Annotated in this window: 12 protein-coding genes; all 12 read left to right on the top strand. The window is 45.4% G+C overall.

The window, feature by feature from the left end; genetic code table 11:
• Window positions 1-7: 7 nt before the first annotated feature.
• The 12 genes from LU279_RS07680 (at window position 8) to LU279_RS07735 (ending at window position 15,594) form a co-directional block, all read left to right on the top strand.
• Window positions 8-388: a bifunctional adenosylcobinamide kinase/adenosylcobinamide-phosphate guanylyltransferase gene (locus tag LU279_RS07680; protein ID WP_274421990.1), complete on the top strand. Its 381-nt coding sequence runs from the start codon at window positions 8-10 to the stop codon at window positions 386-388.
• The gene (locus LU279_RS07685) at window positions 381-971 is read left to right on the top strand and encodes a histidine phosphatase family protein (RefSeq protein ID WP_274421991.1); all 591 of its coding nucleotides are present in this window, start codon (window positions 381-383) and stop codon (window positions 969-971) included. The genes LU279_RS07680 and LU279_RS07685 overlap by 8 nt, the downstream gene beginning before the upstream one ends.
• A 321-nt stretch (window positions 972-1,292) precedes the next feature.
• Entirely contained in the window at window positions 1,293-2,630 is a 1,338-nt protein-coding gene (ssnA, locus tag LU279_RS07690; protein WP_274421992.1) for a putative aminohydrolase SsnA, read from the top strand.
• Between the two features lie 39 nt (window positions 2,631-2,669).
• Window positions 2,670-5,669: a putative selenate reductase subunit YgfK gene (ygfK, locus tag LU279_RS07695; protein ID WP_274421993.1), complete on the top strand. Its 3,000-nt coding sequence runs from the start codon at window positions 2,670-2,672 to the stop codon at window positions 5,667-5,669.
• 90 nt (window positions 5,670-5,759) lie between these two features.
• The gene (xdh, locus tag LU279_RS07700; RefSeq protein ID WP_274421994.1) at window positions 5,760-8,324 is read left to right on the top strand and encodes a selenium-dependent xanthine dehydrogenase; all 2,565 of its coding nucleotides are present in this window, start codon (window positions 5,760-5,762) and stop codon (window positions 8,322-8,324) included.
• A 3-nt stretch (window positions 8,325-8,327) separates the two neighbouring features.
• Complete coding sequence (locus LU279_RS07705) at window positions 8,328-8,789, top strand: 4Fe-4S binding protein (protein ID WP_274421995.1); 462 nt, start codon at window positions 8,328-8,330, stop codon at window positions 8,787-8,789.
• A 399-nt stretch (window positions 8,790-9,188) separates the two neighbouring features.
• The gene (gene xdhA, locus LU279_RS07710; RefSeq protein ID WP_274421996.1) at window positions 9,189-11,465 is read left to right on the top strand and encodes a xanthine dehydrogenase subunit XdhA; all 2,277 of its coding nucleotides are present in this window, start codon (window positions 9,189-9,191) and stop codon (window positions 11,463-11,465) included.
• 16 nt (window positions 11,466-11,481) lie between these two features.
• A complete protein-coding gene (gene xdhB, locus LU279_RS07715) occupies window positions 11,482-12,366 on the top strand; it encodes a xanthine dehydrogenase subunit XdhB (RefSeq protein ID WP_274421997.1) in 885 nt (294 codons plus the stop codon).
• A complete protein-coding gene (gene xdhC, locus LU279_RS07720; RefSeq protein ID WP_274421998.1) occupies window positions 12,363-12,854 on the top strand; it encodes a xanthine dehydrogenase subunit XdhC in 492 nt (163 codons plus the stop codon). The genes xdhB and xdhC overlap by 4 nt, the downstream gene beginning before the upstream one ends.
• Before the next feature lie 3 nt (window positions 12,855-12,857).
• The gene (yqeB, locus tag LU279_RS07725; RefSeq protein WP_274421999.1) at window positions 12,858-13,676 is read left to right on the top strand and encodes a selenium-dependent molybdenum cofactor biosynthesis protein YqeB; all 819 of its coding nucleotides are present in this window, start codon (window positions 12,858-12,860) and stop codon (window positions 13,674-13,676) included.
• A gap of 112 nt (window positions 13,677-13,788) precedes the next feature.
• Complete coding sequence (gene yqeC / locus LU279_RS07730) at window positions 13,789-15,126, top strand: selenium cofactor biosynthesis protein YqeC (protein WP_274422000.1); 1,338 nt, start codon at window positions 13,789-13,791, stop codon at window positions 15,124-15,126.
• A 168-nt stretch (window positions 15,127-15,294) separates the two neighbouring features.
• Window positions 15,295-15,594: a BMC domain-containing protein gene (locus LU279_RS07735; RefSeq protein ID WP_274422001.1), complete on the top strand. Its 300-nt coding sequence runs from the start codon at window positions 15,295-15,297 to the stop codon at window positions 15,592-15,594.
• The last annotated feature ends 2 nt before the right edge of the window (window positions 15,595-15,596 follow it).

Below are 15,596 nucleotides of genomic sequence, written 5' to 3' on the forward strand. Positions count from 1 at the left end.
GACGAGTATGGAAATGGTAATTGGAGGCGCTTTTCAGGGAAAGGCATCCTATGCAGAAAAAATGTATCCGGAAATTTCCTGGGTCAATGGTAAGGAGATCTCCAGAGAAGAACTTTTTTCCGCCGGAGGCGTTATAGGATTTCATGAATTTATAAAAAAAGAAATGGAAGCAGGAATTTCCGTGACAGATCTGGCCGAGGAGCTGATCCGGAAAAATCCGGAGGTGATTCTGGTATCGGATGAAGTTGGATACGGAGTGGTTCCTGTGGATGCTTTTCAGAGGGCTTACCGGGAAGCTGTGGGAAGGGTGTGTACACAGCTTGCTTCCGGCAGCAGAAAAGTTACAAGGGTGGTCTGCGGTATTGGTACGGTGATCAAACATGACTGAGATATGGCTGATCCGACATGGAATGACAGAGGGGAACCGACATCAGAGATATATTGGAAAAACAGACGAACCTTTGTGTGAAGAGGGAAGGAAGAAGCTGAAAACATTTTCTTATCCGGATCCGGAAGCTGTGTTTGTAAGTCCTCTTGTACGGTGCAGAGAAACAGCAGAGCTTTTGTTTCCGGGAAAAAGGCTGAGGATCATAGATCAGCTTGCAGAGTGTGATTTTGGAGCTTTTGAGAACAAAAACTATCTGGAATTATCCGGAAATACGGATTACCAGGCCTGGGTAGACAGCGGTGGCCTGTTGCCTTTTCCAGGTGGAGAAAGCCGAGAGGAATTTCGGGAACGGACTCTGGAAGGGTTCCGGAGAGTTGTAACGGACTGCTTTTGCAGTGACATCAGCCGGGCGGCAGTGGTGGTTCACGGAGGGACCATTATGAACGTTATGGAGGCTTACGGAAGGCCGGAAAGAGATTTTTACGGCTGGCATTTAAAAAACGGGTGCGGATATCAGGTGAAGGCAGATCCGGTTTTTTGGAATCAGAACAGAAAAGTTCTGGAATTAATAAAAGAGATGTAAAACTGTTACGGCAAGATATTCTATGGGAAAATACATGGAATATCTGTCGGAACAGTTTTTTTATTACAGGGAAATTCCGGGAATACTATCATAAAAAAGATTTTGCAGAAGAAAAATAATGGATCTGGAGATTGATTTTATATGGGTCTGAAAAGCAGACAACAGTTGATATACAAAAACTTTTTGATACAAAAAATGTTTTTGGATTTACTATTGAAATACAGGAAAAAATATGGTACATTAATGGTATAAAATTCCTAAAATGACAGGATGAAATTTGTGTGCAGTTGGCAGATTGTTACAAGACAGGGAGGATTTAATATGAAGATAATTGGAAATGGAAGAATGATTACGCGAGATGCGTCCAATACCTTTTATGAGAACGGTGCAGTGGCAATGGATGGCAGTACTATCGTTATGGTAGGCGAAACGGAGGATGTTAAAAAAGCTTATCCGGATGCAGAGTTTATTGATGCAAAGGGCGGAGTGATCATGCCTGCATTTATCAATGCCCATGAACATATTTACAGCTCTTTTGCCAGAGGACTAAGTATCAAAGGATACAATCCTCAGGGATTTCTGGATATTCTGGACGGACAGTGGTGGACCATTGACCGTCATCTGACACTGGAACAGACAAAGCTTTCCGCTTACGCTACTTATATCGATTCTATTAAAAACGGTGTGACAACTGTTTTTGATCACCATGCAAGCTTTGGACATATTACAGGTTCCTTAAATGCCATTGAGGAAGCAGCCAGAGATCTGGGAGTCCGTACCTGTCTCTGCTATGAGATCTCAGATCGTGACGGAATGGAAAAATCCAGAGAATCTGTTATAGAAAACGTAAACTTTATTAAACATGCTCTTTCTGATGACAGCGATATGATCGCCGGAATGATGGGTATGCATGCATCCTTTACGATTTCTGATAAGACAATGGAGCTGTGTAACGAGCTGAAACCGGAAGGCGTTGGCTATCATATCCATGTTGCAGAAGGGATTTATGATCTTCATCAGTGCTTGAAGGAACATGGAAAACGTATTGTTGACCGCCTTTATGACTGGAATATTCTGGGTCCCAAAACACTTCTGGGTCACTGCATTTACATTGATGAGCATGAAATGGATCTTATTAAAGACACAGACACAATGGTGGTACATAATCCGGAATCCAATATGGGCAATGCCTGCGGATGTCCTCCTACCATGGCTCTGGTACACAAAGGAATCGTTACAGGACTTGGAACAGACGGATATACTCATGATATGATGGAATCCTGGAAAGTGGCAAACGTTCTTCACAAACATCATCTCTGTGATCCTAATGCTGCATGGGGAGAAGTTCCTCAGATGCTTTTTGAAGGCAATGCAAAAATTGCAAACCGTTACTTTAAGAAAGAGCTTGGCGTTCTGAAGCCGGGAGCAGCAGCAGATGTGATTGTGATCGGATATGATCCGCTGACACCAATGCGGGCAGACAATACCAACGGTCATCTTCTGTTCGGTGTAAACGGAAGCATGGTTCAGACTACGGTATGTAACGGAGAGGTTCTGATGAAAGACCGTGAAGTTCTTGTGTGTGACGAGGCGAAGATTATGGCCGACTGCCGTCAGGCCGCAAAAGAGCTTGCAGATGACATCAATTTTGGAAAATAAGAAAAATGACCGGAGAGACCGGATGACAGGAGGATAATTATGAGTGAAAAAATGACCTGTATGTCTTTTGGACAGTTAATGGACTGGGTTTTAACAGAACATAAGGAAAAAGGAACTGTATTCGGCGTACACAGAGCTTATCAGGCAGATACGACAAAGGATATGGAGATCTTCGGAAGAAATCTCGAGACGCCGATCGGACCGGCAGCAGGTCCAAATACACAGCTTGCTCAGAATATTGTGGCTTCCTATTATGCGGGAGCAAGATTTTTTGAGCTGAAAACTGTTCAGAAAATGGACGGCGAAGAGCTGGCAGCCTGCATTAACCGTCCCTGTATCCTTGCAGAGGACGAATGCTATAACTGTGAGTGGTCCACAGAACTCTATGTGCCCCAGGCAATGGGAGAATATATTAAAGCATGGTTTATTCTTCATGTAATAGCAAAGGAATTTGGACTTGGAGGAACAGACGGCTTCCAGTTTAATATTTCCGTAGGTTATGACCTTGCAGGTATTAAAGAAGAAAAAATAGATACTTTTATCAACTGCATGAAGGAAGCTAAGGATACAGAGGTGTTTAAAGAGTGCAGATCATGGCTTCTTGACCATGTGGATCTGTTTGAGCATGTGACAAAAGAGGATATTGAAGCGATTCCGTCAGAGATCTGCAATTCTGCAACAATCTCCACCCTGCACGGATGTCCTCCAAATGAGATCGAAAGCATTGCAACTCATCTCTACAAAGAAAAGCATCTGAATACATTTATCAAATGCAATCCTACTCTTCTGGGCTATGAGTTTGCCAGAAAGACCATGGATGAAATGGGCTATGACTACATGGTATTCGGTGATTTCCACTTCCTGGATGATCTGCAGTATAAAGACGCCATTCCGATGTTTAAACGTCTTCAGGCGCTGGCAGACGAACTGGGGCTTGCATTTGGTGTGAAGATCACAAATACTTTCCCGGTAGATGTAACCAGAAACGAGCTTCCAAGCGAAGAAATGTACATGTCAGGAAAGGCTCTGTTCCCGTTATCTATTTCTCTGGCTGCAAAGCTTTCCAGAGAATTTGACGGAAAGCTCCGTATCGCATATTCCGGAGGAGCAGATTTTTATAATATTGACCGGATCGTTGGATGTGGCGTATGGCCGGTAACTGTTGCAACAACTATTTTAAAAACAGGAGGATACCAGAGATTCTCCCAGATGGCAGAAAAGGTTATGACTGACGGAGTGAAACCATGGGATGGAATTGACGTGGAGGCCCTTGAAAAACTGGCTGAAGAAGCAAAGAAAGATCCTCACCATGTAAAAAATATCAAACCTCTTCCTGACAGAAAAAATGAGGAGGAAGTTCCGCTTCTGAACTGTTATTTTGCTCCGTGCCAGGGCGGATGTCCAATTCATCAGGATATTCCGGAATATGTTGGACTTGCAGGAGAGGAGAAATATGCGGACGCACTTCGTGTGATCCTTGACAAAAATGCGCTTCCGTTTATCACCGGAACTCTCTGTGCGCATAACTGTATGTACAAATGTACCAGAAACTTCTACGATGAATCTGTAAATATCCGCGGAACAAAACTTCTGGCAGCGGAGAACGGTTATGATGAAGTGATCGGCGAGATCTGTGCCGGAGAGAACTGCGGCAAGAAAGTTGCTGTTGTAGGCGGCGGCCCGGCAGGCATTGCTGCAGCTTACTTCCTGGCAAGAGCAGGCGCTTCTGTAACAGTTTTTGAAAAAGAAGCAAAGCTTGGAGGCGTGATCCGTTATGTGATCCCGGGATTCCGTATTCCTGAAACGGCTATTGACAAAGACATTTCCTTTATTGAGAAGATGGGCGTAGAAATCCGCACAAATACAGAGATCACATCTGTGGCTGATGTAAAAGCACAGGGCTATGATGCAGTGATCGTTGCTACAGGCGCAAATAAACCGGGAACACTGAAGCTGGAAAAAGGCGAAACAGTGAATGCCCTTAAATTCCTTGCTGATTTTAAGGCAAATGATGGAAAAGTAGATCTTGGAAAGAATGTTGTTGTGATCGGCGGTGGAAACACAGCTATGGATACAGCCAGAGCAGCGAAGCGCACAGAAGGCGTAGAGCATGTATATCTGGTCTACAGAAGAACAAAACGCTACATGCCGGCAGCAGAGGATGAACTTCTGGAGGTTCTGGAAGAAGGCGTCGAGTTTAAAGAGCTTCTTTCTCCGGTGAGCCTTGAAAACGGAACTCTTATCTGCAAGAAGATGGAGCTTGGTGCAATGGACGCTTCCGGAAGAGCAGGGGTTACAGAAACAGACGAGATCGTGGAAGTTCCTGCAGATACTGTGATCGTGGCTGTTGGAGAAAAAGTTCCTACAGAGTTTTATGAGGCCAACGGTATCAATGTAAATGAAAGAGGAAAAGCAAAACTTGATCAGGAAACTCTGGAAACAAGCGTAAAAGACGTATATCTGGCCGGCGACGGAGCCAGAGGCGCTGCAACTATCGTGGAAGCCATTCGCGACGCACAGATTGTTGCCAAAGCTATTCTTGGCAGAGAAGTTGTTTCTGAGAGAGCAGTTACAGGTACCGAAGCAGAGTGCTATGAAAAGAAAGGTGTTCTGAAAGAGGAGAAGGACGCTGCAAAAGAAAGTGAAAGATGTCTTTCCTGCAGCAAGGTATGTGAGAATTGTGTGGACGTATGTCCGAACAGAGCAAATATTTCTGTGAAAGTACCCGGAATGGAAATGGCTCAGGTGATCCATGTAGATTATATGTGTAATGAGTGCGGAAACTGCAAGACTTTCTGTCCGTATGCAAGCGCTCCTTACAAAGATAAATTTACACTGTTTGCAAAACCGGAGGATATGGATGACAGCACAAATGACGGATTTGCTGTGCTGAATGCAGAAACAAAGGAATGTAAAGTAAGATTCCTTGGAAATGTAACAGACTGCAGAGCAGATGATCTGGAAGATAAGGTACCGGGTGGAATCCGTGCGCTGATCTGCGCAGTGATCGAGGATTATTCCTATCTGCTGTTTAAATAATTACAGGATCTGAAATGAAGTGAAAAAGAGCGTGTCTCTGTGATTTGTGCAGGGATGCGCTCGTGCTGAATATATGTCAGGAGGAAGGTTATGTTCAGTTTTTATGTAAATGGAAAAGAATATCAGGAAGAACGGGATATGAAGCTTCTTCGTTTTCTCCGTGATAAACTTCACCTTACTTCAGTAAAAGACGGATGCAGCGAGGGCGCCTGCGGAACCTGTCATGTACTGATTGACGGGAAAGCGCAGAAGGCCTGTATCCCTTCCCTTTCTATGATGGAGGGCAGGCATATTATAACTGTGGAAGGACTTTCTGAGGAAGAAAAAGAAATTTATAATCGTGCATTCGGGGAAGCAGGGGCAGTGCAGTGCGGTTTTTGTATTCCCGGCATGGTGATCAGCGCCAAGGGACTTATCGACCAGAATCCGGATCCTACCCGCGCGCAGGCGGCTTATGCGATCCGTAACAATATTTGTCGCTGTACAGGCTACAAAAAGATCATAGACGGTATTCTCCTTGCTGCAAAATATAAAAGAGAGGGGCTTCCGGAAAGTCAGAAGTACACCTGGAAGATCGGAGAACGTGTGCCCAGAGTGGATGTCCGTGAAAAAGTTCTGGGATATGGTCAGTATCCGGATGATATCTATGAGGAGAACATGATCTACGGAAGCGCTCTTCGTTCCGCCTATCCCAGAGCTCTGGTAAAATCCATTGATACGGAAAAGGCAAAAGCGCTGCCCGGAGTGATCGGAGTTTTTACAGCAGAGGATATTCCCGGAAACGTAAAGGTGGGGCATCTGAAACGGGACTGGGACGGACTGATCCCTGTTGGAAAGATTACACATTATCTGGGAGATGCGGTTGCTCTTGTTGCGGCAGAAACACCGGAAATTGTGGAAAAGGCCAAAAAGCTGATTAAAGTAGAATATGAAGAACTTCCCATGGTGCGTGATCCATATGAGGCAATGAAAGAGGATGCCCCTCTGGTTCACGAAGATGGAAATCTACTGGCTCACTGGCATGTACACCGTGGCGATGCAGAAAAAGCCATTGCCGGTTCCGCCTATGTGCTTACGGAAAAATTCCAGACGCCATGGACAGAGCATGCATTTCTGGAGCCTGAGTGTGCTGTGGCAAAGCCGGACGGAGAGGACGGAGTGATCATTTATTCCACGGATCAGGGCGTGTATGATACTCAGCATGAATGTATGGCGCTTCTGGGACTTCCGGCTGAAAAAGTAAAGGTGCGAAATAAACTGGTAGGCGGCGGATTTGGAGGAAAAGAAGACGTAACTGTCCAGCATCATGCAGGCATGATAGCCTATCTTACCAAACGTCCGGTAAAGGTAAAGCTTACCCGCGAAGAAAGTATTCTGATCCATCCAAAACGTCATCCTATGGATATGGAATTTACCATGGGCTGTGATGAAAACGGAATCATTCAGGGCGTGAAGGCGGCTGTGATCGCAGACACAGGAGCTTATGCTTCTCTGGGAGGTCCCGTACTTCAGAGGGCTTGTACTCATGCCTCCGGTCCTTATAATTATCAGAATTTTGATATTGACGGAAAAGCATATTATACAAATAATCCCCCTGCCGGAGCTTTCCGTGGGTTTGGTGTTACTCAGACCTGTTTCGGAGTGGAAATGCTTCTTACCAAAATGGCAGAAAAGGTTGGCATTTCTCCATGGGAGATCCGTTATCGCAATGCGATCCGTCCGGGGCAGGAACTTCCAAACGGTCAGCTGGTAGATGAGTCCACCGGACTTGCAGAAACTCTGGAAGCAGTAAAAGAAGTATATGACAGTCACCCCTGCGCAGGAATTGCCTGCGCCATGAAAAATGCCGGTGTGGGCGTTGGACTTCCGGACTGGGGACGCTGCAGACTGTATGTTCACAACGGAAAAGTAGAGATCCATTCAGGAGCCTCCTGCATCGGGCAGGGAATCGGAACGGTGCTGGTGCAGATTGTATCAGAAAAGCTGGGATTAAAAAGAGAACAGATTTATTATGATGCCTCCAACACATATAATGCGCCGGATTCAGGAACTACTTCCGGCTCCAGACAGACTCTTGTTACAGGGGAAGCCTGCCGACGTGCCTGTGAAAAGCTGAAAGAAGAGCTTGTTCATAAAAACCTTGAAGAACTGGAAGGGCAGGAATATCTGGGCGAATATCTTGCCAAGACAGATGCCATGGGCTCTGATGTAAAAAATCCTGTTTCCCATGTAGCTTATGGATATGCAACCCAGGTGTGTATCCTGGATAAAAACGGAAAAATCGAAAAAATAGTGGCAGCTCATGATGTAGGACGGGCAGTGAATCCACTTTCCGTAGAAGGTCAGATTGAGGGTGGAGTAGTTATGTCCACAGGCTTTGCATTGACAGAGCAGTATGGACTGAAAGACTGCAAACCTCAGAATAAATATGGAACGCTGGGACTTTTCCGAGCAAATCAGGTTCCGGAGGTAGAAAGTATCATTGTAGAAAAAGAAGGCTTAAAGGTAGCTGAGGGAGCGATCGGCATCGGAGAGATCACTTCCATTCCTACTGCACCGGCTATTGCAGGAGCTTACTATAAATATGATGGACAGTATCGCACCAGCCTTCCGCTTGTGAATACGCCGTATGAGAGAAAGAAAAAGGGGGAATGATCTATGGCAAGATTTCCGAAAAAAACAGCTTATGTAGCATGTGACGGCGGGGAACGCTGCCACAGCTGCGCATACGGCTGTATGAGCTGTTCCTCCTGTATCGAGGCGTGCAGAAAGAATGCAGTCTACTATAATGAATACGGTGTGGCTGAAATTGATGAAAGTAGGTGTATCGGCTGTGGGCTTTGTGTGAAAGCCTGTCCTCAGGAAATCATCCATATTCATCTCACAGACAATCCGTTTATTGTAAAGTGCTCCAATAAGGATAAGGGAGCTACTGCAAAAAAGGCCTGTGAGGCAAGTTGTATCGGATGTGGGATCTGTGCCAGAAATTGTCCTGCAGATGCTGTGGAGGTTAAGGACAGTGTGGCGGTGATCAATGATGAACTCTGTCTTGCCTGCGGAAACTGTGCAGTGAAGTGCCCGCGGAATGTAATCAGAGATACAAGAGGGATTATCGGTTAATGTTCACAGTGATCTGGTCAAAATACTGTCATTTCCGGTGATGGTATTTTGACCTGTATATCCTGATATTTTGGTATGTATGTTAAAATATTTTGTGGGATAGTGCTCTGTGAACGTAACGGTCACTTCAAAATAATTTAATAAAAAATGCCAAAAATTAATGGAAAAAAACCTTATAATATGTTAAAATAAATGAAAGGAAATGGTTCCTGATGTTCTTATTCTGACTCAGGATACATATTATAAGAAAGTAGCATGGTTCGGAGCCGGACATACGTCCTGAGGGGAACACACAATCCCTGGACGCAGTCTGGCTTTTTCCATACTTTTAAGAAGCTTCAGGGAAAATCTCAGGCAGTCTGGGAAAATTTATGCAGAAAAGGAAAAGAAGGTGAAGAAATGGTTGGAAAAAGTATTCCAAGAGTAGATGCTTATGAAAAAGTTACAGGCAGAGCAAAATTTACAGATGACCTGATTCTCAACCGTGCTCTGGTTGCCAAGGTCCTTCACTCCACCATAGGAAACGGGATTGTTACATCTATTGATACCAGCGAAGCAGAGGCGCTTCCCGGAGTGGTAAAGGTAGTTACCTTTAAAGACGTGCCGGATCACTGTTATCCCACACCGGGACATCCCTGGTCGGTGGAACCGGCTCATCAGGATATTGCAGACAGAAATATCCTTACAGGACGCATCCGTTATTATGGGGATGACATTGCTGCTGTTGTGGCAGAGGATGAAGTAACTGCATCCAGAGCGTTGAAGCTGATCAAGGTTGAATACGAGGAGTATCCTGTGGAGATCCATCCAAGAAAATCCATGTACGGAAGCAATCCTCCTATTCATTTTGATAAAAAAGATAATGTACTTGCCCGTTCCAACTTTTTTATCGGGAATGTGGACGAAGGTCTGGAACAGTCTGAGACAGTTGTTAAAAGAAGCTATAAGACCTCCATTGTCCAGCACTGTCATATAGAGAATCCCATATCCTTTGCCTATATGGAAAAGGGACGGATCGTTGTGGTTACTTCCACACAGATCCCTCATATTGTCCGTCGTGTGATCGGACAGGCTCTGGGAATCCCCTGGGGCAAAGTAAGGGTGATCAAACCGTATATCGGAGGCGGCTTCGGAAATAAGCAGGATGTGCTGTATGAGCCGCTGAATGCCTTTCTTACTACTCAGGTAGGAGGCCGTCCTGTGAAACTTGAGGTTTCCAGAGAGGAAACTTTCTGTAATACAAGAACCCGTCATTCCATTGAGTATGACCTTGTAGCAGGCGTGGATAAGGAAGGTCGCCTGCTTGCAAAAGACATGAAGGCATATTCCAGTCAGGGAGCTTATGCATCTCATGGCCATGCCATTGCAGCCAATGGTCTTACTGCATGGAGACTTCAGTACGCCTGTCCCAACACCAGAGGCGAGGCATATACTATTTATACCAATACGCCTACAGCCGGGGCCATGCGCGCTTATGGAATTCCTCAGGCGGCATTTGCCATTGAATGCCTGATGGATGACGTGGCAGCAGAGATCCATATGGATCCTCTTGAGTTCCGGCGGAAAAATCTGATCCAGGGATATTATGAAGATGAGTATCTGAAACCTATTGCAGCCAATACAAACGGAATTTTTCAGTGTCTGGAAAAAGGCGCGGAGTATATTCACTGGGATGAAAAGCGAAAAGAATATGCACACCAGACCGGCTCTGTAAGGCGTGGTGTCGGCGTGTCTCTGTTTTCTTATAAGACAGGTGTGTGGCCGATTTCTCTGGAAATTGCAGGCGCCCGTCTTTCCATGAATCAGGATGGAAGCGTTCAGCTTCAGCTGGGAGCTACAGAGATCGGCCAGGGTGCAGATACGGTATTTTCTCAGATGGCAGCCGAGACACTTCACATGGATGTGGAGAATGTTCACATTGTCACAGTACAGGATACAGATGTGACACCGTTTGATACCGGAGCCTATGCATCCAGACAGTCCTTTGTTACAGGAACGGCTGTGAAGCAATGTGCGGAACAGCTTCTGGAAAAAATCCTGGATTATGCGAAAACTCTACTTCCGGAGCAGGAAACAAGAGAACTGTCTCTGGATCATGGCTGGATCTACGCAGGAGATGAACAGGTACTGTCTTTGGAAGCGCTGGCACAGGAAGCCTATTACAGCCTCAGCAATTCTTCTGTTCTGACAGCAGAGGTGTCCACACAGATCAAGAAAAATACCATTGCCACAGGCTGCTGTTTCGTAGAAGTGGAAGTGGATATGAAACTTGGAACGATACAGATCCTTAACATCATCAATGTCCATGACAGCGGAAAGCTTCTGAATCCGCAGCTTGCCGAGATGCAGGTTCACGGAGGTATGTCCATGGGTATGGGCTATGGATTAAGCGAGCAGCTTGTTCTGGACGAAAAAACAGGACGGCCGTTAAATGGCAACCTTCTGGATTACAAGCTGATGACAGCTTTGGATACACCGGATATCCAGGCAGATTTTGTGGAACTGGACGACCCCATGGGACCATACGGAAACAAAGCTTTAGGCGAGCCGCCTGCAATTCCGGGAGCTCCTGCAATCCGTAATGCAGTTCTTCATGCGACCGGCGTGGCATTTAATGAAATTCCTCTGACGCCTCAGCGCCTGATCGAGGGATTCAAAAAAGCCGGACTGATCTGAAAGGGGGAACGGAATCATGTATGACATTGAAAATTATTATAATGCAAAAACAATAGAGGAAGCCGTCAGACTTTTAAAAGAACATCCGGATACCAGAGTGATCTCCGGCGGAAGTGATGTGCTGATCAAGATCCGGGAAGGAAAAATGGCAGGAACTTCTCTTGTGAGTATCCGTGATATTAAAGAACTGAATGGTATCACAAAAAAAGAAAACGGAGATATTTATATAGGAGCAGGAACTACTTTTTCCCATATTACCAATGATCCTGTTATTCAGGAAAACATTCCGGTTCTGGGAGAAGCCGTAGATCAGGTTGGCGGACCTCAGATCAGAAATATCGGAACCATTGGTGGGAATATCTGCAATGGAGCAGTCAGTGCAGACAGCGCGCCTACGGTATTTTCCCTGAATGCGCTCCTTCGTATTGAAGATGGAAACGGCGGAAGGACAGTTCCCGTCCGGGACTTTTATCTGGGACCGGGGCGTGTGGATCTGAAACGAGGAGATATCCTTACTCATGTGATCATTCCTGCAAAGGAATATCAGGGATATCACGGCAATTATATTAAATATTCCATGAGAAAAGCCATGGACATTGCAACTTTAAGTTGTTCCGTGGTAAGTAAAGTAAATACAGAAAAAAATATCCTGGAAGACGTGCGTATTACTTTTGGCGTAGCGGCCCCTGTTCCTTTCCGCTGTGAAAAAACAGAAGCGGCGTTGAAGGGAAAAGAGATCTGTGAACAGTTGTATGAAATGACAGAGCAGAGCATCCGCCAGGAGATCAATCCAAGAGATTCCTGGAGGGCATCCAGGGAGTTCCGTCTGCAGATTGGCGGAGAAATTGCAAAAAGAGCGCTGAAGCGTACCATAGAACTTGCAGGAGGTGACAGAAAATGATCAAGGATAAGGTTCTGGTCAGATGTGTGGTAAACGGAAAGGAAGTAGCTGAATATGTAGACCCCAGAGAATCTTTGCTTGATATGCTCAGAAACCGTCTGGGTCTTACTTCTGTAAAAAAAGGCTGTGAGGTAGGCGAGTGCGGAGCCTGCACAGTGATCATTGACGGGGAAACTATTGATTCCTGTATCTATCTTGCAGTGTGGGCAGAGGGAAAAAATATCCGTACACTGGAAGGACTGGAAAAAAACGGAGATCTTACCCGTATTCAGGAGGCCTTTATTGAGGAAGGCGCGATCCAGTGCGGCTTTTGCACACCGGGTTTTGTTATGTCGGCAACAGTGCTTCTGGAACGGGGCGAGGTGCTTACAAGAGAAGCCATTAAAAAACATATGTCAGGTAATCTGTGTCGTTGTACCGGATATCAGAACATTGTAAATGCAGTAGAAAAAGTAATGATTGAACAACAGGAAACTGAAGGAGTTTGATTTATGACACAGAATAACATACTGGTTGTCCGCGGCGGCGGTGATCTTGCCAGTGGAGTAATCCACAGGCTTTACCGCTGCGGATACCGGGTGCTGATCCTAGAAAGCGCCAGACCCAGTGCAATCCGTCGGGAGGTGTCTTTCTGCGAGGCTGTTTATGATGGAGAAGCATTTGTGGAAGGTGTTTTAAGCCACAGGATCCAGGATGTCAGTGAGTGTGCCGGGATCTGGGAAATGGGAGAGATTCCTCTTCTGGTGGATGAAACAGGAGAAGCAATAAAAAAACTTCGGCCTGCGGCAGTGATCGATGCTATTCTTGCAAAAAAAAATCTTGGCACAAACAGGGCGATGGCGCCTCTTACCATAGCTCTGGGACCTGGATTTCAGGCAGGTACAGATGTGGATTATGTAGTGGAAACACAGAGAGGTCATGATCTTGGAAGGATTGTGGAAGAGGGCTGGGCATTTCCAAATACAGGGATTCCGGGAATAATCGGAGGCTATGGGAAAGAGCGTGTGATCCACTCTCCGGCAGCGGGGATTATTTATAGCCGGTCTAAGATCAGTGATCTGGTAGAAAAGGATCAGGTGATCGCAGTTGTCAGCACAGAGAAAAAAGAAGAGATCCCTGTTCGTGCTACCATTACAGGAGTGTTAAGAGGACTGATCCGGGAGGGATATCAGGTATCAGAAGGAATGAAGATCGCGGATATTGATCCCCGGAAAGAACAGAAAAAAAACTGCAGCACTATTTCTGATAAAGCGAGATGCATAGCGGGAACTGTTGTGGAAATTCTGTTATCAGAAGGAGTGCTTCCGTGAGCAGAGAATGCGGAGAAAAAGAAGCCTGTCTATGGTATGTATGCAGCTCTGGCTGAAGCAGAAAAAGGCAGGGATAGCAAACTGTTTATAAAGTTGATTGAGGGATGGAATCATGAGATTTACGGAGATTCTGGATATTGATGTAAACAGCAAAAAGGTAATTTCCGTTGTGGGAGGCGGGGGAAAAACAAGCCTGATCTTCCGGCTTACAGAGGAACTGGTGTCGCTTGGTAAAACAGTCATTGTCACTACGACCACTCATATGGCTTTTGAGCCGGAGCGGTCTTTTGCCAAAGATGGGGAGATTAAAAAAGTCAGAGAAAATCTCAAGAAATCCGGGTATACGGTAGCTGCCTGTATGGAAAAACAGAAAGAAAAAAACAGAGAACTGTTTACAGGCAAGATCCAGGGACTTCCGAAAAGACGTCTTGGGGAGTTAAAAAAAGAGTGTGATATAATCCTTATTGAGGCAGACGGAGCTAAACGTCTGCCTCTGAAGATTCCGGCAGCCTGGGAACCGGTGATTCCGGAGATGACAGATCTTGTGATCGGTGTAATCGGTCTGGACAGTCTGGGAAAACCAGTCAAAGATACGGCTTTCCGTCCGGAATCAGTAGCGAAATTTCTGGGAAAATATCCGGAGGAAAAAGTTACAGAAGAAGATATCATACGGATTGCAGAATCGGTTCAGGGACTTCGTAAGTCGGTGGGCCACAGAGCATTTCGTGTGTTTCTGAATAAAGCGGATGTTCTCTGTGACAGGAGTCTGCCGGATAAAATAGTGCAACGACTGAAAAAAGACAGTATTCAGGCAGCATATGGAAGCCTCAGACGAAATATATCCATTGTTGTTCTGGCGGCGGGAAACAGCAGGAGATTTGGCAGCAATAAGCTGTTTTTCCCCATAGACGGTGTCCCTATGTATCTGAATACACTTCAGAAGGTACTTCAGGTACAGAAAAAGCTGAAACACAGAATTTCTTCTGTAATTCTTGTAACCCAGTACCCGGAAATCAAAAAAAATGCAGAAGCTCTTGGAGTCAGAGTGGTATGGAATTTCCATTCGGAAGAGGGAATTTCTTCATCTATGAAACTTGGACTACTGGAAGCGATCAAAGAGAATCCTCAGACTTACAATTTGCCTTCCTGTATACAAAACGATGCCTGCCTTTTTCTGGTGGCAGATCAGCCATGGATCAGGCCTGATACTATAGAAGCTCTGATTCAGACTTTTGTGTATTCCGAGCGGGGTATGGCTGCGGCAGCAAAAAACGGACAGCCGGGGAATCCCTGCGTTTTTTCCGGAAAATATTACTCTGAGCTTCTTGCGTTGAAAGGCGACACCGGAGGAAAAAAGGTAATGAAAAGGCATCCGGAGGATGTAATCCTTTTGGAAGTTGAGGATAAAAAAGAGCTTACAGATATGGATATTCCTCCAGATATTTCATAAAATCAGGAATATGGACAATATTTTTGGAAACCAGGTAAAACAAATGAAATCCACATTATTACAGCATATTTTCTGTTGATTTTCCTTGTATTTTAAGGCAAAAACAGTTATACTTAAAATAAATACAATAAAAGAGAAAGTTCTTGATGTTTCATCATGGGAGGTATTATGGCAAAAAATTACAATGGTATGGCAGTGGGAGTATTTGAACTGGATAATCTGGTTGCCTGCTTTGTGGCTCTTGACGCTGCAGCCAAAGCAGCAAATGTAACAATCCAGAGTGTGGAGCGTAATCGATTGAAAAGTGGCGCCTGCGTGAAAATGAGAGGCTCTGTTTCCGATGTGAACGCGGCTATGGAAGTGGCTCTTGAGGCGGCAAAGCCTCTGGGACAGGTGGTAAGTCATACAGTGATCGCGTCTCCTGCACCTGACACAGAAACAGCCCTGGCAATGACAGTAAATAAATAATT

Source organism: Blautia sp. XA-2221 (genome assembly GCF_028767025.1).
Classification (GTDB): Bacteria; Bacillota; Clostridia; order Lachnospirales; family Lachnospiraceae; genus Blautia_A.

What these genes read in the sequence shown, in the direction of transcription:
- LU279_RS07680 (WP_274421990.1), top strand. Translation starts at nt 8, where the DNA reads ATGGAAATGGTAATTGGAGGCGCTTTTCAGGGAAAGGCATCCTATGCA.
- LU279_RS07685 (WP_274421991.1), top strand. Translation starts at nt 381, where the DNA reads ATGACTGAGATATGGCTGATCCGACATGGAATGACAGAGGGGAACCGA.
- ssnA (WP_274421992.1), top strand. Translation starts at nt 1,293, where the DNA reads ATGAAGATAATTGGAAATGGAAGAATGATTACGCGAGATGCGTCCAAT.
- ygfK (WP_274421993.1), top strand. Translation starts at nt 2,670, where the DNA reads ATGAGTGAAAAAATGACCTGTATGTCTTTTGGACAGTTAATGGACTGG.
- xdh (WP_274421994.1), top strand. Translation starts at nt 5,760, where the DNA reads ATGTTCAGTTTTTATGTAAATGGAAAAGAATATCAGGAAGAACGGGAT.
- LU279_RS07705 (WP_274421995.1), top strand. Translation starts at nt 8,328, where the DNA reads ATGGCAAGATTTCCGAAAAAAACAGCTTATGTAGCATGTGACGGCGGG.
- xdhA (WP_274421996.1), top strand. Translation starts at nt 9,189, where the DNA reads ATGGTTGGAAAAAGTATTCCAAGAGTAGATGCTTATGAAAAAGTTACA.
- xdhB (WP_274421997.1), top strand. Translation starts at nt 11,482, where the DNA reads ATGTATGACATTGAAAATTATTATAATGCAAAAACAATAGAGGAAGCC.
- xdhC (WP_274421998.1), top strand. Translation starts at nt 12,363, where the DNA reads ATGATCAAGGATAAGGTTCTGGTCAGATGTGTGGTAAACGGAAAGGAA.
- yqeB (WP_274421999.1), top strand. Translation starts at nt 12,858, where the DNA reads ATGACACAGAATAACATACTGGTTGTCCGCGGCGGCGGTGATCTTGCC.
- yqeC (WP_274422000.1), top strand. Translation starts at nt 13,789, where the DNA reads ATGAGATTTACGGAGATTCTGGATATTGATGTAAACAGCAAAAAGGTA.
- LU279_RS07735 (WP_274422001.1), top strand. Translation starts at nt 15,295, where the DNA reads ATGGCAAAAAATTACAATGGTATGGCAGTGGGAGTATTTGAACTGGAT.